The organism is Klebsiella sp. CN_Kp091 (assembly GCF_040065095.1).
Taxonomy (GTDB): domain Bacteria; phylum Pseudomonadota; class Gammaproteobacteria; order Enterobacterales; family Enterobacteriaceae; genus Klebsiella; species Klebsiella aerogenes.
The window spans coordinates 222045-243676 of record NZ_JBEAIO010000049.1 but is presented as its reverse complement, the minus strand read 5'-3'; the positions used below and the strand labels follow the sequence as shown (position 1 = coordinate 243676).

General features: G+C 55.3%; 23 protein-coding genes. 19 read left to right on the top strand and 4 right to left on the bottom strand.

Translation table 11 applies throughout. The features are described 5' to 3' along the window. Positions 1-58 precede the first annotated feature (58 nt). Positions 59-1552, top strand: coding sequence for a YdgA family protein (locus tag ABLV17_RS21715; RefSeq protein WP_348854608.1), 1494 nt, complete (start codon positions 59-61; stop codon positions 1550-1552). 57 nt (positions 1553-1609) lie between these two features. Here ABLV17_RS21715 and ABLV17_RS21710 read toward each other — a convergent pair whose 3' ends face one another. Next, the gene (locus ABLV17_RS21710) at positions 1610-2638 is read right to left on the bottom strand and encodes a Mal regulon transcriptional regulator MalI (RefSeq protein WP_015705245.1); all 1029 of its coding nucleotides are present in this window, start codon (positions 2636-2638) and stop codon (positions 1610-1612) included. 173 nt (positions 2639-2811) lie between these two features. On the opposite strand from ABLV17_RS21710, the gene malX reads away from it, so the two are divergent. The 5 genes from malX to yedF all read left to right on the top strand — a co-directional run bounded on the left by malX (position 2812) and on the right by yedF (position 7539). Further along, positions 2812-4404 (top strand): maltose/glucose-specific PTS transporter subunit IIBC, encoded by a 1593-nt coding sequence (gene malX / locus ABLV17_RS21705; RefSeq protein WP_348854607.1) that lies wholly within the window; start codon positions 2812-2814, stop codon positions 4402-4404. A 48-nt stretch (positions 4405-4452) separates the two neighbouring features. Next, positions 4453-5637: a MalY/PatB family protein gene (locus tag ABLV17_RS21700; RefSeq protein WP_087858496.1), complete on the top strand. Its 1185-nt coding sequence runs from the start codon at positions 4453-4455 to the stop codon at positions 5635-5637. 92 nt (positions 5638-5729) lie between these two features. Beyond that, positions 5730-5933, top strand: a complete 204-nt coding sequence (ydfZ, locus tag ABLV17_RS21695) for a putative selenium delivery protein YdfZ (RefSeq protein WP_015705242.1) — start codon at positions 5730-5732, stop codon at positions 5931-5933. Between the two features lie 164 nt (positions 5934-6097). Further along, positions 6098-7309, top strand: a complete 1212-nt coding sequence (yedE, locus tag ABLV17_RS21690; protein ID WP_348854606.1) for a selenium metabolism membrane protein YedE/FdhT — start codon at positions 6098-6100, stop codon at positions 7307-7309. Further along, positions 7306-7539, top strand: a complete 234-nt coding sequence (gene yedF, locus ABLV17_RS21685; protein WP_015366840.1) for a sulfurtransferase-like selenium metabolism protein YedF — start codon at positions 7306-7308, stop codon at positions 7537-7539. Before yedE ends, yedF begins: the two co-directional genes overlap by 4 nt. 33 nt (positions 7540-7572) lie before the next feature. Here the strand turns inward: yedF and ABLV17_RS21680 are convergent, their stop codons facing one another. Continuing rightward, positions 7573-8799, bottom strand: coding sequence for an NADH:flavin oxidoreductase/NADH oxidase family protein (locus tag ABLV17_RS21680; RefSeq protein WP_348854605.1), 1227 nt, complete (start codon positions 8797-8799; stop codon positions 7573-7575). An 80-nt stretch (positions 8800-8879) separates the two neighbouring features. On the opposite strand from ABLV17_RS21680, the gene ABLV17_RS21675 reads away from it, so the two are divergent. Beyond that, complete coding sequence (locus ABLV17_RS21675) at positions 8880-9308, top strand: MerR family transcriptional regulator (protein ID WP_087858494.1); 429 nt, start codon at positions 8880-8882, stop codon at positions 9306-9308. Here ABLV17_RS21675 and metQ read toward each other — a convergent pair whose 3' ends face one another. Beyond that, a complete protein-coding gene (gene metQ, locus ABLV17_RS21670; RefSeq protein ID WP_087858493.1) occupies positions 9309-10124 on the bottom strand; it encodes a methionine ABC transporter substrate-binding lipoprotein MetQ in 816 nt (271 codons plus the stop codon). A gap of 345 nt (positions 10125-10469) precedes the next feature. Here metQ and ABLV17_RS21665 point away from each other — a divergent pair, with 345 nt between their 5' ends. Both ABLV17_RS21665 and add read left to right on the top strand, forming a co-directional pair. Further along, on the top strand, positions 10470-10865 hold the full coding sequence (locus ABLV17_RS21665; protein WP_087858492.1) for a DUF1398 domain-containing protein: 396 nt from the start codon (positions 10470-10472) through the stop codon (positions 10863-10865). A gap of 238 nt (positions 10866-11103) precedes the next feature. Beyond that, positions 11104-12108, top strand: coding sequence for an adenosine deaminase (add, locus tag ABLV17_RS21660; RefSeq protein WP_087858491.1), 1005 nt, complete (start codon positions 11104-11106; stop codon positions 12106-12108). Between the two features lie 33 nt (positions 12109-12141). Here the strand turns inward: add and ABLV17_RS21655 are convergent, their stop codons facing one another. Beyond that, complete coding sequence (locus ABLV17_RS21655; protein ID WP_308958954.1) at positions 12142-13182, bottom strand: oxidoreductase; 1041 nt, start codon at positions 13180-13182, stop codon at positions 12142-12144. 170 nt (positions 13183-13352) lie between these two features. On the opposite strand from ABLV17_RS21655, the gene blr reads away from it, so the two are divergent. The 10 genes from blr (at position 13353) to ABLV17_RS21605 (ending at position 21632) form a co-directional block, all read left to right on the top strand. Further along, complete coding sequence (gene blr, locus ABLV17_RS21650) at positions 13353-13490, top strand: division septum protein Blr (protein ID WP_015366847.1); 138 nt, start codon at positions 13353-13355, stop codon at positions 13488-13490. A gap of 110 nt (positions 13491-13600) precedes the next feature. Further along, complete coding sequence (locus ABLV17_RS21645) at positions 13601-14971, top strand: GH1 family beta-glucosidase (protein WP_213317643.1); 1371 nt, start codon at positions 13601-13603, stop codon at positions 14969-14971. A gap of 214 nt (positions 14972-15185) precedes the next feature. Further along, on the top strand, positions 15186-15401 hold the full coding sequence (ydgT, locus tag ABLV17_RS21640; RefSeq protein WP_015366849.1) for a transcription modulator YdgT: 216 nt from the start codon (positions 15186-15188) through the stop codon (positions 15399-15401). A gap of 78 nt (positions 15402-15479) precedes the next feature. Next, entirely contained in the window at positions 15480-15920 is a 441-nt protein-coding gene (locus tag ABLV17_RS21635) for a DUF2569 domain-containing protein (RefSeq protein WP_015366850.1), read from the top strand. A gap of 78 nt (positions 15921-15998) precedes the next feature. Next, complete coding sequence (gene rsxA, locus ABLV17_RS21630; protein WP_015366851.1) at positions 15999-16580, top strand: electron transport complex subunit RsxA; 582 nt, start codon at positions 15999-16001, stop codon at positions 16578-16580. Continuing rightward, positions 16580-17158 carry an electron transport complex subunit RsxB gene (rsxB, locus tag ABLV17_RS21625; RefSeq protein ID WP_045392444.1) on the top strand — a complete coding sequence of 193 codons (579 nt, stop codon included), beginning with the start codon at positions 16580-16582 and terminating at the stop codon, positions 17156-17158. The genes rsxA and rsxB overlap by 1 nt, the downstream gene beginning before the upstream one ends. Then, positions 17151-19247, top strand: a complete 2097-nt coding sequence (gene rsxC, locus ABLV17_RS21620; protein WP_348854604.1) for an electron transport complex subunit RsxC — start codon at positions 17151-17153, stop codon at positions 19245-19247. The genes rsxB and rsxC overlap by 8 nt, the downstream gene beginning before the upstream one ends. Then, complete coding sequence (gene rsxD, locus ABLV17_RS21615; protein ID WP_015705232.1) at positions 19248-20300, top strand: electron transport complex subunit RsxD; 1053 nt, start codon at positions 19248-19250, stop codon at positions 20298-20300. Between the two features lie 9 nt (positions 20301-20309). Beyond that, positions 20310-20930: an electron transport complex subunit RsxG gene (gene rsxG, locus ABLV17_RS21610; RefSeq protein ID WP_271032201.1), complete on the top strand. Its 621-nt coding sequence runs from the start codon at positions 20310-20312 to the stop codon at positions 20928-20930. A gap of 3 nt (positions 20931-20933) precedes the next feature. Continuing rightward, complete coding sequence (locus ABLV17_RS21605) at positions 20934-21632, top strand: electron transport complex subunit E (protein WP_087858486.1); 699 nt, start codon at positions 20934-20936, stop codon at positions 21630-21632.

Here is a 21632-nt window from a genome sequence, read left to right as displayed (position 1 = left end):
ATCATGACAACACAACCAGGCGGCATGTTCCGCCTGGTTTCATTTATGGACAAATGCTATGAAAAAAACGTTGGTCGCCGCGGGAGTTATCGTCGCGCTCGGAGTCGTCTGGACAGGCGGAGCCTGGTTTACCGGTAAGCAACTGGAAAACCGTATTGCAGAAATGGTACAGCAGGCGAATGCCCAACTGCAGAGCAACGCGCCGGAAGCTGGCGTAGAGTTGAGCTATCAAGGCTACCAGCGCGGGTTATTCAGCAGCCATCTGCAATTAGTGGTGAAGCCGCAGGCCGGTAAAGAACACAGTCTATTGGCCGCCGGTCAAAGCCTGGTGTTTGACGAAAAGGTCGATCATGGTCCCTTCCCGCTTGCCTCGTTAAAATCATTTAACCTGGCGCCGGCAATGGCCTCCGTCAACACCACCCTCGTGAATAACGATGCCAGCAAAGCGCTGTTCGATATTGCTAAAGGACAAACGCCGTTTAACATCGACACCCGCATTGCCTACAGCGGCGATACCCAGTCGGCCATCTTCCTTAACCCGCTGGATTACGCTAAAGACAATGAAAAAGTTATCTTTAGCGGCGGCCAGTTCCAGCTCAATGCCGATCGCGATGGCAAAACTATTAGCCTGAGCGGCGAAGCGGCCAGCGGGCAGATCAACGCGGTCAACGAATACAACCAGAAAGTTCAGCTCAGTTTCAGCAACCTGAAGGCTGACGGCGCCACCGAAATGACCTCCTTTGAGGAACGTATCGGCAAGCAGAAGATTTCCCTTGATAAACTGGCTATCGGCGTTGAAGGTAAAGAGCTGGCGCTGTTGGAAGGCATGAATATCGACGGCCGCTCTACGCTCTCCGATGACGGCAAGCGTATCAATAGCCAGCTTGATTACAACCTTAACAGCCTGAAACTGCAAAACCAGGATATGGGCCGCGGCAAACTCACCGTTAAGCTGGATAATCTCGACGGTCAGGCGTGGCATCAATTCAGTCAGCAGTATAACGCCCAGGCGCAGGCGCTGATGGCGAAACCCGAGCTGGCGCAGAATCCGGAGCTTTATCAGCAGGCGTTAACCGAGATCTTCTTTAGCTCGCTGCCAATTCTGTTGAAAGGTAATCCGTCGCTGACGATTTCTCCGCTGAGCTGGCAAAACGCCAAAGGCGAAAGCACCCTGAATCTGTCGGTGCTGATGCAGGATCCGGCGCAAACGACCGCCGCGCCGCAGACCGTCGCCGATGAACTGGACCGCAGCGTTAAATCGCTGGACGGCAAGCTGGTGATCCCGGTGGATATGGCCACCGCCCTGATGACGCAGATTGCCGGGCTGGAAGGCTATCAGCCGGAGGATGCGGCAAAACTTGCCGATCAGCAGGTTAAAGGGCTGGCGGCGATGGGGCAGATGTTCCGTCTGACCACAATGGAAGATAACGCGATCACCTCCAGCCTGCAGTACGCCGACGGCCAGGTCACGCTAAACGGGCAGAAAATGCCGCTGGCTGATTTCGCCGCCATGTTCGGCCTGACGCTCCCCACCGCCGAACCGCAGCAGTAAAAAAATGTCCCGGGCTGCGGTCAGGTAGCCCGGGAACACCTTAATCGATGGCGGCCCCTACTTTCTGATAACCAGCCGCGGCGGCATAATCTGATTACGCGCGCTGCCTTGCCCCTCCTCGAGGCGGCGTAAAATACACTCCGCCAGGCTGTTCCCCATCTCACGCGCGGGGGTGGTCACCCAGGTCAAGGGGACATCATCGAGCGCCGCTTCCGGCACTTCGGCAAAGGCCGCCAGCGCGATGCGTTGCTCAAAATAACTTTCCACGCTACCCTCGCCGCTCTGCCGCCCGGCGCGCAGCAGACCGAACCACGCCCCGGTGGCGATGACGCTGTTATAGCAAAGTACCGCGCTGATGGTCGGGTTTTGTCGCAGCAGCGCGATCATGGCTTCCGCCGCCTGCTGCTGACTGGAGCCACACTCGACAACCCATTCACTATGAAACGGCAGGCCGTACTTCAATAAGGTGGCGCAATAACCGCCCACCCGTTCGGCGCGGGTCAAGGACGCGCTTTGCCCGCCAAGCCAGGCGATGCGCTGATGACCGCGGCGAATCAGATGTTCCGTTACCATTTGCGCCGCCTGCATGTTATCCGGGCGGATCAGGTCAATATCGTCCAGATAGCTGGCGCGGGAGGCAAAAACCAGCGGCATCCCCACTTCGGCGGCACGATCGCGCAGTTCGCCGCCCTTGTCGATAGCGCCAGCGATAATCACCCCGTCCACGCCCTGTGAGACCAGGGTTTCGAAGCGCTGGAGCATTTTCTCACCGCGATGCCCGCCCTGGGTGAGAAATACCATTTTACCCTGTGATTCCAGCGCATCGGTCAACCCGGCGGTTAGCTCGGCATAAAACGGCTTCGACAGATCGCTAACGATAAGGCCAATTACCCCGCTTTGCCCGCCGCGTAGCGACGCCGCCTGGCGATTACGCACAAACCCGAGCTGCTCAATGGCCTGATTGACGCGCTCGCCGGTGGCCGAAGAGATGCGCCCTTTACCGCTGAGCACCAGCGATACCGTACTGACCGAGACGCCAGCCGCCAGCGCCACATCATTGATGGTTGTCTTTTTTGCGATAGCCATAACGACTGGCTGACTCCCTTTGCCTTTCGATAAAACGTTTTATCAGTATGTTATCTTTATAAACCTTATTATCGCTTGATTATGTGATTTTTATCGCACTAAAAAATGGTAAAACGTTTTATCTTGCCGCTACGTTACATCCTATCGACCCTTTTCAGAACCAGGATTCGTGTATGACGGCGAAAACAGCACCAAAAATTACCTTATGGGAGTTTTTCCAGCAGTTAGGAAAAACCTTTATGTTACCCGTGGCGTTGCTCTCGTTTTGCGGGATCATGCTGGGGATCGGCAGCTCGTTAAGCAGCCACGATGTGATTACGCTGCTGCCGTGGCTGAACGTACCGCTGCTGCAGGCGATTTTTGTCTGGATGAGTAAAGTCGGCTCATTTGCTTTTAGCTTCCTGCCGGTCATGTTCTGTATCGCTATCCCGCTCGGCCTGGCGCGTGAAAACAAAGGCGTCGCCGCATTCGCGGGCTTCGTCGGCTACGCGGTCATGAACCTCGCGGTCAACTTCTGGCTGACGGCGAAAGGCATCCTGCCGACGACCGACGCGGCGATCCTCAAGGCCAACAACATTCAGAATATTATCGGTATTCAGTCGATCGACACCGGGATCCTCGGCGCGGTGATCGCCGGTATTATCGTCTGGATGCTGCACGAACGCTTCCACAACATCCGTCTGCCGGATGCGCTGGCCTTCTTTGGCGGCACGCGCTTTGTGCCGATCATTACCACCGTGGTGTTAGGCCTGGTCGGTCTGGTCATTCCGCTGGTGTGGCCGGTGTTCGCGATGGGTATCAACGGACTAGGACATGTTATCAATAGCGCCGGCGATTTTGGCCCGATGATCTTCGGTACCGGAGAACGCCTGCTGCTGCCGTTTGGCCTGCACCATATTCTGGTGGCGCTGATCCGCTTTACCGAAGCGGGCGGCACCTTGGACGTTTGCGGCCACAGCGTCAGCGGCGCGCTGACTATCTTTCAGGCGCAGCTGAGTTGCCCGACGACGCACGGCTTCTCTGAAAGCGCGACCCGCTTCCTGTCACAGGGTAAAATGCCCGCCTTCCTCGGCGGCCTGCCCGGCGCGGCGCTGGCGATGTACCACTGCGCCCGCCCAGAAAACCGTCATAAAATTAAAGGGCTGCTCATTTCCGGCGTCATTGCCTGCGTGGTTGGCGGTACCACTGAGCCGTTGGAATTCCTGTTCCTGTTCGTCGCGCCGGTACTGTACGTCATCCACGCCCTGCTGACCGGCCTTGGTTTCACTATCATGGCGGTACTTGGCGTCACCATCGGCAACACCGACGGCAACATTATCGACTTCGTGGTGTTTGGCATCCTGCACGGTCTGGCGACCAAGTGGTATATGGTGCCGGTTGTCGCTGCCATCTGGTTCGCGGTGTACTACGGTATCTTCCGTTTCGCCATCACCCGCTTCAATCTGAAAACGCCGGGCCGCGATATAGAAACGGCGGCCAACATCGAAAAAGCGGTTGCCGGAACGATTGGCAAATCAGGTTATAACGTGCCGGCGATTCTGGCCGCGCTCGGCGGTGCTGATAATATCGTCACGCTCGATAATTGTATTACCCGCCTGCGCCTGTCGGTGAACGACATGAGCAAAGTCGATACCGCCGCGTTAAAAGCCAACCGCGCAATCGGCGTGGTCCAGCTTAACGATCACAACCTGCAGGTGGTCATCGGCCCACAGGTTCAGTCGGTAAAAGATGAAATGGCCACCCTGATGAATACCGTTCAGGCCTAAACATACGCCCCCTCTCACCCGGAGGGGGCATTCGCGAAGGAAATTTAGATGTTTGATTTTGCCACGCCAGTGGACCGCCACGGGACCTGGTGCACCCAATGGGATTACGTAGCCGACCGTTTCGGCGCCGCCGACCTGCTGCCGTTCACTATCTCCGATATGGATTTCGCTACCGCCCCTTGTATTATCGACGCCGTCAGCCAGCGCCTGGCGCACGGCGTTTTTGGCTATAGCCGCTGGAAAAACGACGAATTTCTCGGGGCCGTCAGCCACTGGTTCGCCAGCCGTTTTCATAGCACCATCGACCACGACGCCATCGTTTACGGCCCGTCGGTTATCTACATGGTGGCCGAAATGATTCGGCAATGGTCCAATCCGGGCGACGGCATCGTGGTCCATACTCCGGCTTACGACGCGTTTTACAAAACTATCGACGGCAACCAGCGACGCATTGCCCCAGTCGCACTTAAGCTTGATGAGGGTGAGTGGCGCTGCGATATGAACGAACTGGAAGCCGCGCTCGCCCATCCCGACAACCGCATTTTGCTGCTGTGCAGCCCGCACAATCCGACGGGCAAAGTCTGGAGCCGCGACGAACTGACCACCATGGCGCAGCTGTGCGCGAAGCATAACGTCCGGGTTATTAGCGATGAAATTCATATGGATATGACCTGGGGCGAACACCATCATACCCCCTGGTGCGCCGTTGCGCAGGGCCCCTGGGCGCTGTTCACGTCGGGCTCAAAAAGCTTCAATATCCCGGCATTTACCGGCGCCTATGGGCTCATCGCCGATACCGCTTCGCGCGATGGCTATCTGCAAGCGCTAAAAGGCCGCGATGGTCTATCTTCTCCGTCGGTTCCGGCGCTGGTCGCGCATATCGCCGCCTATCGTCAGGGCGCGCCATGGCTGGATGCGTTACGCGATTATCTGCAGGAAAACATGCGCTATATCGCCGAGCAGCTGAATCAGGCCTTCCCGCAGCTAAACTGGCAGCCGCCACAAGCCACCTATCTGGCGTGGATCGATCTGCGTCCACTCGGTATCGACGATCGCGCGCTGCAAAAAGCGCTGATTGAAGAGCAAAAAGTCGCGATCATGCCGGGTTATACCTATGGCGAAGAGGGTAACGGTTTCATCAGGCTAAATGCCGGATGCCCGCGGGCGAAGCTTGAGAAAGGGGTTCAAGGATTGATTGCCGCTCTGCGATCATTGCGCCCTGAATTAAAATAATTTTGATATACCTCAAAAACTTTTTAACCACACAGGAGTATTAAAACAACGCGAAACAATCACGTCCGAATGACAATGCAGAGGAGGAAATGATGAAAACCTACGATCGTAACCGTAATGCTATTGACGCTGGCAGCCGGGTCATGGTGGCCGACAGCGGCGCGACGGGAGTGATTAAGGCCATTCATGGCGCTAATAAAAACAGCGAACAGCTGCGCCGCAGTGACTGCGTAGAATTAGACGGTAGTCATGAATTGTATTGCCCATTGAATCTTATTCGCCTGGGCTTTAATTAATTCCAGCGTTGTTGATTTAAGGCCGCCCTGACTGGCGGCCTTTTTCATGAGGCATTCTTCCCGCTTTTGATCTCGTCGAGTGATTCTGAAAGCTAAGCGGCGTATTATCGCGGCTCTTCAAGCCCTTTCGGGGCGAATTACCTTCTGAGTTCAGAGGCATTTCTATGACATGGCATCAATTCAAACAAGCCTGGCTAATTAAGTTTTGGGCGCCAGCGCCTGCGGTGATCGCCGCCGGTATTCTTTCTACTTACTATTTTGGCATTACCGGTACATTCTGGGCAGTCACCGGCGAATTTACCCGCTGGGGCGGCCAGCTGCTGCAGATGATGGGCGTCCCGGCCGAAAACTGGGGTTACTACCAATTAATCCATCTCGAAGGTACGCCGTTAACGCGTATCGACGGTATGATGATCCTTGGCATGTTTGGCGGCTGCCTGGCCGCCGCGCTGTGGGCGAATAACGTCAAGCTGCGGATGCCGCGTAGCCGCATTCGCATTTTCCAGGCGCTGGCCGGCGGCATTATCGCGGGCTTCGGCGCCCGGCTGGCGATGGGTTGTAACCTGGCGGCTTTCTTCACCGGGATCCCGCAGTTTTCCCTGCACGCATGGTTCTTCGCCATCGCCACCGCCATCGGGACCTGGTTCGGCGCGCGCTTTACGCTGCTGCCTGTTTTCCGTATTCCGGTCAAAATTGAGAAAGTCTCCGCGGCCTCACCGTTAACTCAAAAACCCGCGCAGGCCCGCCGCCGCTTTCGTCTGGGAATGCTGGTATTTGTCGCTATGATCGGCTGGGGGCTACTGACCGCCGCCAATCAGCCTAAACTGGGCCTGGCCCTGCTGTTCGGCGTTGCCTTTGGCCTGCTCATCGAGCGAGCGCAAATCTGTTTCACCTCCGCCTTTCGCGATATGTGGGTGACCGGGCGCACCTATATGGCCAAAGCAATCATCTTCGGGATGGCGGCCAGCGCCATCGGTATCTTTAGCTATGTGCAGCTCGGCATGGAGCCCAAAATCATGTGGGCCGGGCCGAACGCGGTAATTGGCGGCCTGCTGTTCGGTTTCGGCATCGTACTGGCCGGTGGTTGCGAAACCGGTTGGATGTATCGCGCCGTTGAAGGCCAGGTACATTATTGGTGGGTCGGGTTAGGCAACGTTATCGGCTCCACCCTGCTGGCTTACTTCTGGGATGATTTATCGCCGACGCTTGCCACCAACTGGGATAAGATTAACCTGCTGACGACTTTTGGTCCGTTCGGCGGCCTGCTTATCACCTACCTGCTGCTATTTACCGCGCTGATGTTGGTCATCGCCTGGGAAAAACACTTCTTTCGCCAGAAAAACACTTCGGCGACCCGTATTAAGGAAACCGCATGAAAGAGATCGTTCCTGATTACCGCCTCGATATGGTTGGTGAACCTTGCCCCTACCCAGCCGTGGCCACGCTTGAAGCAATGCCGGCACTAAAAAAAGGGGAAATACTTGAAGTGGTGAGCGACTGTCCGCAGTCAATCAACAACATCCCGCACGATGCTAAAAATCACGGCTATACCGTGCTGGATATTCAGCAGGATGGGCCGACGATCCGCTATCTGATTCAAAAGTGACGAGAAGGGCCGGTAGCGCGCTACCGGCTGTCATTACTTGCCCGCCATCCAGCGCCGATAACGTTTAGCCTGCCGTTTCGCCGTCAGTTGCGCCGTCAGCAACGCCCACAGTGGTGAGACCTGCGGCCGCACCGCGCGGTGGCGGCTTAACCGCTGCAGCTGATATTTCACCGCCGCCATATGCGCGCTGGCGGCAATGGCCTTGTTCTTCCAGTTACCCTGACGCAGCAGTGGCGCATCGTACTCCCCCTCACGCCAGTACTGCGCCAAATTGGGCACAATCGCCATCGCCGTGGCGATCCCCACCAGCGCAACTCCGCTATTCACCCCCCTTTCCGCCACTTCACGCCGCCGCACGCCGCCGGTGACCATTAGTGGAATGGTCGCCACTTCGGCGATCTGCTCGGCAAACTGCAGGAAGTAAGCTTCCCGCGCCAGCGTTCGCTCATCACGCATGGTGCCCATCATCGCCGGCGCTTCGTAGCTGCCGCCGGAAAGTTCGACCAGATCGACGCCGCTTTCCGCCAGCATTTGCACCACCGTCCTGGCATCGTTAATCGAAAAACCGCCGCGCTGGAAATCCGCTGAGTTGAGTTTAACCACCACGGTAAAATCCGCCGCCACCGTCTCGCGGACGCCGCGCACGATATCCAGCAGTAGACGGGCGCGATTTTCAATGCTCCCGCCATATTGGTCGGTGCGCTGGTTACTGAGCGGCGAGAGGAACTGGCTCAGCAAATAACCGTGGGCGGCATGGATTTCGACGCCGTGAAATCCAGCGCGTTCCGCTAACCGGGAGGTGGTGATGAACCGTCGCGTCACATCGGCGATATCCTTCTCATCCATCGCCCGCGGCAGGCGAAAGCGCGAAGATTGCGACCCAAGATCCAGCGCCAACGCCGAAGGGGCCAGCGTCTCCTGTCCCAGGCCCGCAGGCATCTGTCGCCCAGGATGATTGATCTGCATCCACACCTGCGCGCCATTCGCCCGTGCCGCCTGCGACCAGGCGCGGAACTTGTCGAGATGTCGTTCATCTTCCAGCACCACGCCTGCCGGGCCTGTCATCGCCCGGGCGTCCACCATCACATTACCGGTAATAATCACCCCGGCGCCGCCCTGCGCCCAGGCCTGATAAAGCATGAGTAATTCCGTTGACGGCGCATGATCGGCATCGGCCATATTTTCTTCCATCGCCGCTTTAGCGATGCGGTTGTTAATGACGACGCCAGAGGCCAGTCGCAGAGGGGTAAAAAGGGTCATGTCAGGGCTCCAGTCAGTGAACTGGACAAACCATAACCTTAAAGTTAAGTTTAAGGTCAAGCAGCTTATGAGGAATAAAAATGAATATCGGTACACTGGCAAAACGCAGCGGCCTGGCTCCTTCGCGGATCCGTTATTACGAGCGGGCGGGGATCCTCAAAACCGTGCAGCGTAAAGCCAATGGCTATCGCAGCTATCCGGAAGAAACGCTGGTCGTGCTGGGACTGATTACTACCGCTCAGGCGGCGGGATTTACTCTTGAAGAAATCGCCGCCCTGTTACCGTCCGATCTCAACCACTGGGACCGACAAACGCTACTCACCACCCTGCAACAAAAAGTGGCGGATATTGAAAAACTGGAACAGAAACTCGCGTACGGTAAAGCGCAGCTGGTAAGCGTTATTGATGAGATACAACAGAAGCCGGATGACATTGACTGCGCCGCTAATGCGCGGCGCGTGTTATCTCAGGTGCTGGATGTGCAGGACCGGACGGCGAAGGAAGAATAGCTACCAGCCTTTCACCGCATCGCCTTTATACAATTCGGCGGCGGCGTTGGCGACTTCGTCGGTCTGGTAGGCTTTCACCAGGTTCTTCACCTTTGCGCTATCTTTATTATCTTCGCGGCTGGCAAAGATATTGACGTACGGTGAATTTTTATCCTCAATGAACAGACCATTACGCGTCGGCGACAGGCCAATCTGGCTGGAAAAGGTGGTATTAATGATAGCCATTGTCACCTGTTTATCATCCAGCGCACGGGTCAGCTGCGGCGCTTCAATCTCGACGATTTTCAGCTTCTTTGGGTTATTGACGATATCCAGCGCGGTTGGCAGCAGACCTACTCCCTCTTTCAGAGTGATAAGCCCCTGATTCTCCAGCAATAGCAGTGAGCGTCCAAGGTTGGTTGGGTCGTTAGGCACCGCCACCTGGGCGCCGTCCGGAAGCTGCGAAATGGCGGTAATTTTCTTTGAATAAGCGGCTATCGGATAGACAAATGTGGTACCAACATCCACCAGCTTATAGCCGCGCTCCTGAATCTGTTTATCCAGATAGGGTTTATGCTGGAAAGCATTGATATCGAGATCGCCATTGTTCAGCGCCTCGTTTGGCAGAACGAAATCATTGAAAGTCACCACCTCGACATCGAGATTATATTTTTGTTTGGCGACTTTTTGCACCACCGCCCAGACTTGCTGATCGATACCCGCGCTAATCCCCACCTTAATATGATTAGGATCCCGATCTTTTGGCCCACAACCCGCCAGTAGCAACGCGCCAACGAGAGCCAATGAATGAGTAAAACCTTTAAGTGAAAAAGCCATTTTCCCGGTGTCCTTTTAATATAGCCTGCTGACGATGGCAGGAATTTCAGTCCGGGACACTATATATAAGCGTCTTACTAAGATTAAATACTGATTCTCTATGACTAATAGCGAAACGCTATTGATAAGTCGCCACGCTGCTTTTACTCCCCCGCCAGTGGAACTGCTGATTTCTTGCGCTGAAGCAATACTTTGTAACACTTGAAACACTGTTCCAATACCATTACACACATTAAAATTAAGTTTATATAATTAGCATTATAATAAATAGATAAGTGAACGTTTTATATACACTAGCTGTATATAAAGCCGTATCGCACGCACACACGACCCACAAGGAAAACCATGGAGCTTCTGGATTTGCTCAGAACCATTTTTGAGCGAGTACGTACTGATGCGGATTTTATTTCATTTACTGAAGTACTCATTGAAAATAATGTCTCTTATTACATCTATTTTGTTGCTACCGGGAATGTGAATTTTGTTATGTCATCAGATACTTTCGTTTCCCTGAAAAGCAACAGAAAGTTGCTGCGTGTTAACTCGCAGGCCTGCAGAACGCTCACCCGAGAAGCTGCGCGACGCCACTTTAGTGGTGTCACTCCTTTTGATAACTATTGCGCCGAACTGGCAAATGCCGGGGTATTTAAATGGGTGGTTGATCTTAATGAAAAAACGCGCCATTACTGGTCAAAAGACAACACATTATTGCATATGGAAAATATGATTCTCCCCTTTTAATCGCAGAAATTATTAAACGCTCATCCAGATATTCAGACGGCCCGGAAGTTAGTTTACGCTTGGGGCCGCTCAACACCTCAAGTTGCGCAACAGAAAAGGGAAATGGCTTTTTATTTGCGCAAAAACAGACTTTGCCCCCCCCCATCTCCATGTATCCATGGGATTTTTTCCGTACTTTTAAACGGTTACGCTGCTGATGTATAATATCGTGCACTTCAACTAAAAAATGAGTGCGACCATGATTGATTCAACTTTGCCTTTAACAGACATTCACCGCCATCTTGACGGCAACATCCGTGCCCAAACCATTCTCGATCTTGGCCGCCAGTTCAATATTACTCTCCCGGCAGATACCCTTGAAACGCTGCGTCCGCATGTGCAGGTCACCAGCAATGAACCAGACCTGGTTAGCTTCCTGGCGAAACTCGATTGGGGCGTGAAGGTGCTGGCTTCTCTGGAAGCCTGCCGCCGTGTTGCCTGGGAAAACGTTGAAGACGCCGCGCGCAACGGCCTGCACTACGTTGAGCTGCGTTTTTCTCCGCGTTATATGGCGATGACCCATCAGCTGCCGGTCGCCGGCGTCGTCGAAGCGGTGATTGCCGGAGTACGCGAAGGCTGCCGTGATTTCGGCGTCGAGGCGCGTCTGATTGGCATCATGAGCCGCACCTTCGGCGAAGCGGCCTGTGAAGAGGAACTCGACGCCCTGCTGGCCCATCGCGATGGGATCACCGCGCTGGATCTGGCTGGCGATGAGCTGGGGTTCCCTGGCGCGCTGTTTATGGATCATTTCCGTCGCGCGCGTGACGCGGGTTGGCGTATTACCGTCCACGCAGGTGAAGCAGCCGGGCCGGAAAGTATCTGGCAGGCCATTCGTGAACTGGGCGCCGAACGCATCGGTCATGGGGTGAAAGCCGTGCAGGATCCGAAGCTAATGGACTACCTCGCCGCTGAACGTATTGGCATTGAATCCTGCCTGACGTCGAACATCCAGACCAGTACCGTCGCCTCACTGGCGCAGCACCCGCTGAAGACCTTCCTCGATCACGGCGTGCTGGCCTGCATTAACACCGACGATCCGGCGGTACAGGGTGTGGATATTATTCACGAGTACAATGTCGCCGCACCGGCGGCGGGCCTCAACCGCGAGCAGATCCGTCAGGCGCAAATTAACGGTCTGGAACTGGCGTTCCTCAGCCGTCAGGAAAAAGAGGCGCTGATCCAACGCGTTCTAAAGGCTAATTAAGCCAAAGCTCCGCCGTGCAGGCGGAGCATGCTGTTAAATCAGGCACAGCGCCGTCCGGTGCCGTGCCGATTCAATCCCCAGTTCAATCAGTTCCATAATCTGAATCGCCTGGCTTGCGGGTACCGGGTTTTCTCCGCTGCCGTTGAGCGCATCGCGAATCGCCGCATAATAAGCGGGATAGTTCCCGGGGAGCGTCAGCCAGGTTTCCTCGACGCGCTCTTCACCTTCAACACGGGTCAATATACCGTCACGCATATCGTAGCCCCAATCCTCCTGCGGCAACCGTTCGCCGTTTTTCAAACGTTCTTCCTGCGGATCGAGACCATATTTCACATAGCTTCCTCGTGAACCATGGACGATATATCGCGCCGTTTCTGCCGCCGCCAGCAGCGTGCTGTGCAAAATCACTCGCCGTTGCGGATAAACTAACACCGCGTGAAAATAATCCGTCGCCTGCGCGCCGGGGCGCTGCTGCGCCAGATCGACGGCAATACTCACCGGCAGGCCAAACAGATTGACCGCCTGATCGAGCAGATGCGGGCCTAAGTCATACCAGATACCGCTGCCAGGGCCGCCCTGCTCACGCCAGCGGTCACGAACCTGCGGGCGAAAACGATCGAAATGTGATTCAAAATAACTGACCTCCCCCAAATCCCCTGCGGCAATCAAGGCCTTCAGCGTGAGAAAATCGCTATCCCAACGGCGATTATGGAACACCGATAACAGCCGCCCGCGGCTTCTGGCGATAGCATCCAACTCGCGTGCTTGTGACAGTGTCACGGTAAAAGGTTTGTCAACAATGACGTGTTTACCCGCCTCCAGCGCCGCTCGCGCCAAAGGGAAATGGGTATCGTTGGGAGTCGGAATAACAATCAAATCGATATCAGGATCAGCGTATAGCGAACTCGCTGAAGCCACCACCTGGGTCGCCGGCCAGTCTGTCAGTACTTTTTGCGCGTCGCTACTGACCACGGCCGATAGCGCCATACCCGGCGTACCGGAAATCAATGGCGCGTGAAATGTCTTGCTTGCATAACCATAGCCTATCAGTCCTACCCTTATAGCATCACTCATGGCGTCATCCTCGCAGGCAACCATGACTTCTACTATAAACCTTTATCTTCCGCTTATCCGTGCACGCTGTTCATCTTTGCGTCAGTTGCGCAATGCATGGGCGGTAATACTTGCGTTGTTTCCGCGGTTTAGTAACATTTCAATCCATTTTAACTTTCCGCTTTAGAATTATGACGACTGTTTTTACCCGCATTGTAGAACTTATTGGTTGGGTTGTGTTTGGCGTTTCGGCTGTGCTGTTGGTGGTTGCGCATCAAATCGATGATTATCAGTCCCCGCCCCCGGCTAGCACCGTACAGGCGAAATAAAGGCAAAAAGTGATACTCGCCGCAAATCTGCAACCGGTTTCAGAAACCGGTTGCAGATTTGTCGCGCCATTCAATACACTCTCCTTATCACTTGATAAGGAGTTTTTTTGATGGCCGCATTTCCGCAAGATTTTCTCTGGGGGGCAGCAACGGCCGCCTACCAGGTTGAAGGCGGGCACGATGCCGATGGCAAAGGCCCATCTATTTGGGATATTTACTCGCACCAGCCGGGAACCACCTTTCAGGGCACCAATGGCGATATCGCCGTCGATCACTATCATCGTTTTCGTGAAGATGTCGCCCTGATGGCTGAAATGGGGCTACAAAGCTACCGTTTTTCTATCTCCTGGCCACGGTTATTGCCTCATGGCCGTGGCGAAGTCAATGAACCCGGCGTACAGTTTTACAGCGATTTGATCGACGAACTGCTGGCGCACAATATCGAACCAATGATCACCCTTTATCACTGGGATTTACCGCAGGCATTGCAGGACGAAGGGGGTTGGGAGGCTCGCAGCACAGCGGAAGCCTTCGCCGAATACGCTCGTCTGTGCTATCAGCGCTTCGGTTCCAGGGTCAAGCTGTGGGCAACCTTTAACGAAACCATCGTATTTATCGGCCACGGTTATATTAATGGCTGCCATCCACCGGCGGTACGCGACCCGGCTCGCGCCATCCAGGCTTGTCACCATGTCTTTGTCGCCCACGCGCTGGCCGTTAAGACCTTCCGTGAAATGAACATTAACGGCCAGATCGGTTTCGTTAACGTCCTGCAGCCCCATACGCCGTTGACGCAAAGCGCCGAGGATATCAGGGCCACCGCGTTGGCCGATGCTATCCATACCCACTGGCTATACGATCCGGTACTGAAAGGCGTCTATCCAGCCGATTTGCTCCGTCAGGCTCAGGCGCTGTGGAATGTACCCCTTTTTGCGCCGGGCGACGATGCGCTGCTCAAGGAAAACCGCTGTGATTTTATCGGCCTGAATTATTATCGTCGGGAGACGGTCTCCGCCACGCCGCAAGAAGGTCCAGGCGTCGGCGAGTCCGGCGTGGATGGATTATTTTATTTCGTCCGCAATCCGCAAAGTACTTATACTGAATGGGGCTGGGAAATTTGGCCGCAGGGATTAACCGACGGCATCATGATGATAAAAGAGCGCTATGGCGATATCCCAATCTATATCACCGAAAATGGTTTGGGGGCAAAAGATCCGATAATTGACGGTGAAATTGTCGACGATCCGCGAATTGACTATCTGAGTAGCCACATTAATGCGCTGGAAAAAGCAATAGCATTAGGTGCGGATGTCCGCGGTTTTTACCCGTGGTCCTTTATTGACCTGCTAAGCTGGCTCAACGGCTATCAGAAGCAGTATGGCTTTGTCTACGTCGATCACCAGCAGAACCGCGCCCGCAAACGAAAAAAGAGTTATTTCTGGTACCAAAACGTTATTGCCAGCCGAGGCGAACAGCGTTAATCTTCCCCCCTCAGGCGCCGTCCGGCGCCTGATCTGGTTGTAGAATATTCTTAAATTTCTTTTTACGATGCCAGGATCCTAATCAGTTCTTGTTTTTAGTATTGGCAACCGAAATAATTCCGCCGGCCCATCAAGAAGGCGCTGTTAGTTGAAACACGGTTTACAGAAAATTGGTAATATTCGACTTAATTCCGATTATTAAATGGATACACAAATGACCGTTCAGGATTATTTATTAAAATTCCGCAAAATTAGTTCGCTGGAAAGCCTAGAAAAACTTTTTGATCATCTTAACTATTCTCTCTCTGACACCAATGAAATCGTCAACATGTATCGCGCCGCCGATCACCGCCGCGCCGAGTTAGTCTCTGGCGGAAAACTGTTCGATGTCGGCCAGGTGCCGAAGTCGGTATGGCGTTACGTGCAATAAAGACTGTTATCATTCACGCCAGTTGCTTATACTTCCCGCCCTGAAATTAACTAACTGGCGTTGAATCCGGGGGTTACGATGTCCTCTCAATCTGCAGAACGTATCGGCGGATGGCTACTGGCGCCGCTGGCGTGGTTACTGCTCGCGCTGCTCAGCACCTCCCTATCATTAATACTGTACGCGAATGCGCTGATGGCGCCGCAGACCTGGGCATTGCTGAAAGCGATGAGCTTCGGCCATCTGGCGCTATGGCTGGCCTCGCTGCTGTTCGCCGTCGCGATGTGGTATTATACCCTGTGGCTGACAATAGCTTTTTTCAAACGCCGCGCGGTGGTACCCAAACACTACATTATCTGGCTGCTTATTTCGCTGCTGCTGGCGATTAAGGCGTTCGCTTTTTCGCCGATTTCGGATCTTCTGGCCATGCGCCAACTGCTGTTTCCGTTGCTTGCCGCAGCACTGTTTGCGCCCTATTTTCGACGTTCTGCGCGGGTTAAGCGGACCTTCGTCAATCCGTAATAACCACACAGTTCACCTGTTGTCGCCGGTATCGATTTATTCGATAATAGGCGGCTTTTTTTCGTTTCAGGTCCAATAATGGCTGATTATTTACTGCTCTTTGTCGGTACTGTCCTTGTTAATAACTTCGTGCTGGTGAAGTTCCTTGGATTGTGCCCGTTTATGGGGGTTTCCAAAAAGCTGGAAACCGCTATGGGGATGGGACTGGCCACCACCTTCGTGATGACGCTGGCCTCGATTTGCGCCTGGTTGATCGACACCTGGATCCTTATCCCGCTAAACCTTGTTTATCTGCGCACCCTGGCCTTTATCCTGGTCATCGCGGTGGTGGTGCAATTTACCGAGATGGTGGTCCGTAAAACCAGCCCGGCGCTGTATCGCCTGCTGGGGATCTTCCTGCCGTTAATCACCACCAACTGCGCGGTGCTTGGCGTGGCATTGCTGAATATTAACCTCGGGCATAATTTCCTGCAGTCCGCGCTGTACGGTTTCGCCGCCGCCGTCGGTTTCTCGCTGGTGATGGTGTTATTCGCCGCCATTCGCGAACGACTAGTAGTTGCCGATGTTCCCGCGCCGTTTCGCGGTAACGCGATTGCGCTGGTGACCGCAGGATTAATGTCGCTGGCATTTATGGGCTTTAGTGGTTTGGTGAAGTTGTAATGAGCGCTGTCTGGATAGCCGTGATCGCCATCAGCCTGCTCGGGCTGATTTTCGGCTTAATACTAGGGTACGCGTCGCGCCGTTTTGCGGTGGAAGACGATCCGGTGGTAGAAAAAATTGATGAACTGCTGCCGCAAAGTCAATGCGGCCAATGCGGTTTTCCTGGCTGTCGTCCCTACGCGGAAGCCGTTGGGACTCAAGGTGAAAAAATTAACCGCTGCGCCCCCGGCGGCGAAGCGGTTATGTTAAAAATCGCCGCATTATTGAATGTCGATCCGCAGCCTATTGACGGCGACGAGCAGCAGCAAGAGCCGGTTCGCATGTTGGCGGTGATTGATGAAGCCAACTGCATTGGCTGTACCAAATGTATTCAGGCCTGCCCGGTCGATGCCATCGTTGGCGCGACCCGCGCCATGCATACGGTGATGAGCGACCTGTGTACCGGCTGTAATCTCTGCGTGGCCCCCTGCCCGACTCAGTGTATTGACCTGCGTCCAGTCGCTCAGACCACCGAAACCTGGAAATGGGACCTGCAAACCATCCCAGTACGCAATATTCCTGTGGAACAACATGTTTAAGTTATTTTCCGCTTTCCGAAAAGACAAAATCTGGGACTTCAACGGCGGTATTCATCCGCCTGAAATGAAAACTCAGTCCAACGGCACGCCGCTGCGTCAGGTTCCTCTGCCGCAGCGTTTCGTCATTCCGCTGAAGCAGCATATCGGTGCTGAAGGCGAACTGTGCGTACAACCGGGCGACAAAGTTCTGCGCGGTCAACCGTTGACCCGCGGTTTTGGCAGAATGCTGCCGGTTCATGCCCCGACTTCCGGAACGGTGACGGCTATCGAGCCTCACTCGACCGCCCATCCTTCCGCGCTGGCGGAACTGAGCGTTATTATCGACGCCGATGGCGAAGATTGCTGGATTGAGCGCGAGGGCTGGAGCGACTACCACAACAAGTCGCGTGAAGAACTGATCGAACGTATCCACCAGTTTGGCGTCGCCGGACTCGGCGGCGCCGGCTTCCCTACGGGAACAAAACTGCGCGGCGGCGGTGATAAAATCGACACCCTGATTATCAATGCCGCCGAATGCGAACCCTATATCACCGCTGACGATCGCCTGATGCAGGATTGCGCGGCGCAGGTTGTGGAGGGGATCCGCATCCTTGCGCATATTTTGCAACCCAAACAGGTGCTGATTGGTATCGAAGATAACAAGCCGCAGGCCATCTCCATGCTGCGCGCGGTATTAACCGACGCCCACGGCATAGCATTGCGGGTGATCCCAACCAAATATCCCTCCGGCGGCGCGAAGCAGCTCACGCAAATCCTCACCGGAAAGCAGGTGCCGCACGGCGGACGCTCCTCCGATATTGGCGTCCTGATGCAGAACGTTGGCACCGCTTATGCAGTTAAACGCGCGGTGATCGACGGCGAGCCGTTGACCGAGCGCGTCGTCACCCTCACCGGCGAAGCGATTAGCCGTCCGGGCAACGTTTGGGCGCGCCTGGGTACGCCGGTGCGCCATCTTCTGAGCGATGCCGGTTTCTGCGCCAGCGCGGAGCCGATGGTCATCATGGGCGGGCCGCTAATGGGCTTCACTCTGCCCTGGCTCGACGTTCCGGTCGTGAAAATCACTAACTGCCTGCTGGCGCCGTCGGTGACTGAGATGGGCGAAACGCAGGAAGAGCAAGGTTGTATCCGCTGCAGCGCCTGCGCCGATGCCTGCCCGGCAGATCTCCTCCCCCAGCAGCTATATTGGTTCAGTAAAGGCCAGCAGCACGATAAAGCCACCACCCACAACTTAGCTGACTGCATCGAATGCGGCGCCTGCGCCTGGGTCTGTCCTAGCAATATTCCACTAGTGCAATATTTCCGCCAGGAAAAAGCGGAAATTGCCGCCATTCGCCTGGAAGAACAGCGCGCCGCCGAAGCCAAAGCTCGTTTTGAAGCGCGACAGGCGCGTCTTGAGCGCGAAAAAGCCGCGCGTCAGGAGCGGCACAAAAAAGCGGCCGTCCAACCGGCGGCGAAAGATCAGGATGCTATTAACGCCGCGTTGGCCCGGGTGCGTGATAAGCAGCGTGATGCGGCGCAGCCGATTGTCATTCAATCCGGCAGTAAACCGGACAACAGCGAAGCGATTGCCGCCCGCGAAGCGCGTAAAGCCGAGGCTCGGGCGCGCAAAGCCGCACAGCAAACTGCTGTCGACTCGACAGCCGATGCTCCCGATCCGCGTAAAGCCGCCGTTGAAGCCGCCATCGCTCGCGCCAAAGCACGAAAAGCTGCGCAGCAGGTTGAAAACGCCGCACCGTCTGCCGAAAGTGAAGCTCCGGTTGAGGCAGCGCCCGCGGTCGATCCGCGTAAAGCCGCCGTTGAAGCCGCTATCGCCCGAGCCAAAGCGCGTAAGGCTGCGCAGCAGGTTGAAAACGCCGCACCGTCTGCCGAAAGTGAAACAACGGTTGAGGCTGCGCCCGCGGTCGATCCGCGTAAAGCCGCCGTTGAAGCCGCTATCGCCCGTGCAAAAGCGCGTAAGGCCGCACAGCAAGTAGAACAACAAACCGCGCCGGACGCGGCCAATGACGACCCGCGTAAAGCGGCCGTCGCGGCAGCTATCGCTCGCGTTCAGGCACGTAAAGCAACACAGCAGGCAGTTAACGAGGAATAAATGGTTTTCAGAATCGCAAGCTCCCCTTATACCCACAACCAGCGCCAGACCTCGCGAATTATGCTACTGGTGCTGCTGGCGGCGATCCCTGGTATTGTCGTCCAGAGCTGGTTTTTCGGCTGGGGTACCCTGTTGCAGATTATCCTTGCGGCCTTCACCGCATGGGGAACCGAAGCGGCTATTCTCAAGTTGCGCAAACAAAATATTGCGGCAACCCTTGCGGATAACTCCGCCCTGCTGACCGGTTTGTTGCTGGCAGTCAGTATTCCGCCGCTGGCGCCGTGGTGGATGGTGGTGTTGGGCACCGCATTCGCGGTGGTGATTGCCAAGCAACTGTACGGCGGATTAGGGCATAACCCCTTCAACCCGGCAATGATCGGCTACGTCGTCCTGCTGATCTCTTTCCCGGTGCAGATGACCTCCTGGTTACCACCGCACGAGATTGCCGCTCAGGTTCCTGGTTTTATGGATGCGCTGCAGGTCATTTTCAGCGGCCACACCGCCAGCGGTGGCGATATGAACAGCCTGCGCATGGGAATCGACGGTATCAGCCAGGCTACTCCGCTGGATACATTTAAAACGTCGCTGCATGCCGGACACAGCGCAAAAGAGATCCTGCAGTATCCAATTTATGGCGGCCAACTGGCTGGTCTCGGCTGGCAGTGGGTTAACCTCGCCTGGCTGGCTGGCGGTCTGTTCCTGCTTTGGCAAAAAACCATCCGCTGGCATATCCCGGTTAGCTTCCTGCTAAGCCTTGCCGTCTGCGCCACTCTCGGCTGGATTTTCTCACCGGAAAGCCTGGCATCGCCGCAAATGCATCTGCTTTCCGGCGCCACCATGCTCGGGGCATTCTTTATCCTTACCGATCCGGTGACGGCATCCACCACCAACCGCGGACGCCTGATTTTCGGCGCGCTGGCCGGTTTACTGGTATGGCTAATCCGCAGCTTCGGCGGTTATCCGGACGGGGTCGCCTTTGCCGTGCTGCTGGCGAATATTACCGTCCCATTGATTGACTACTACACGCGCCCGCGCGTGTATGGCCACCGTTGAGGAGTCGCGATGTTAAACAGCATGCGTAAACATGGCATCACGCTGGCGCTCTTTGCCGCTGGCTCGACCGGACTAACGGCCGCCATTAATGAGTTAACCAAAAACACCATCGAGCAGCAGGCCGCGCTGCAGCAAAAGGCCCTATTCGATCAGGTCCTGCCAGCGGAGAGTTATAATAACGATTTGCTGAAAAGCTGTTATCTGGTGACCGCGTCGCAGTTAGGCAAAGGTCAGCATAAAGTGTGGATTGCAAAACAGAACGATAAGCCGGTCGGCGCGGTGATGGAAGCCACGGCGCCGGATGGTTATTCCGGGGCGATTCAACTGCTGGTCGCAGCTGACTTTAAAGGCACCGTTCTTGGATCACGTGTCACCGAGCATCATGAGACCCCCGGGCTCGGCGATAAGATCGAACTGCGTATTTCTGACTGGATCACCCACTTCAGCGGCAAGGTTATCCATGGTCAAAATGATAGCCACTGGGCGGTGAAAAAAGACGGTGGTGATTTCGACCAATTCACCGGTGCGACCATTACCCCCCGCGCGGTGGTAAACGCCGTTAAACGCGCGGGACTGTATGCGCAAACGCTGCCCGCGCAGATCCCTGAATTCACCGCCTGCGGAGACTAAACCATGAGCGAAGTAAAAGACGTCATTGTTCAAGGGTTGTGGAAGAATAACTCGGCGCTGGTTCAGCTGTTGGGTATGTGTCCCCTGCTTGCGGTTACCTCAACGGCTACCAATGCTCTGGGCCTCGGTCTGGCGACCACGCTGGTACTGACGCTAACTAACCTCACTATCTCCAGCCTGCGCCGTTGGACGCCAGCGGAGATCCGTATTCCGATCTACGTGATGATTATCGCCTCGGTAGTTAGCGTGGTACAAATGCTTATCAACGCATACGCTTTCGGCCTGTATCAATCGTTGGGTATCTTCATTCCGCTTATCGTCACCAACTGTATCGTGGTGGGGCGCGCCGAAGCGTTCGCCGCAAAAAAAGGACCGGCGCTGTCGGCGCTTGATGGTTTTTCCATTGGTATGGGCGCGACCTGCGCCATGTTTGTGCTGGGATCGCTGCGCGAAATAATCGGCAATGGCACGCTGTTTGATGGCGCCGATAGCTTATTAGGCGGTTGGGCGAAAGTTCTGCGCATCGAAGTTTTCCATACCGATACGCCGTTCCTGCTGGCGATGCTGCCGCCGGGCGCTTTCATTGGCCTCGGTATGATGCTGGCGGTAAAATACCTCATCGATGAGCGTACTAAGCAGCGTAAGGCGAAAGCGGCGCAGGCCGTCTCCGTCGCCCCAACTGATGTGACAGGGAAAGCGTAA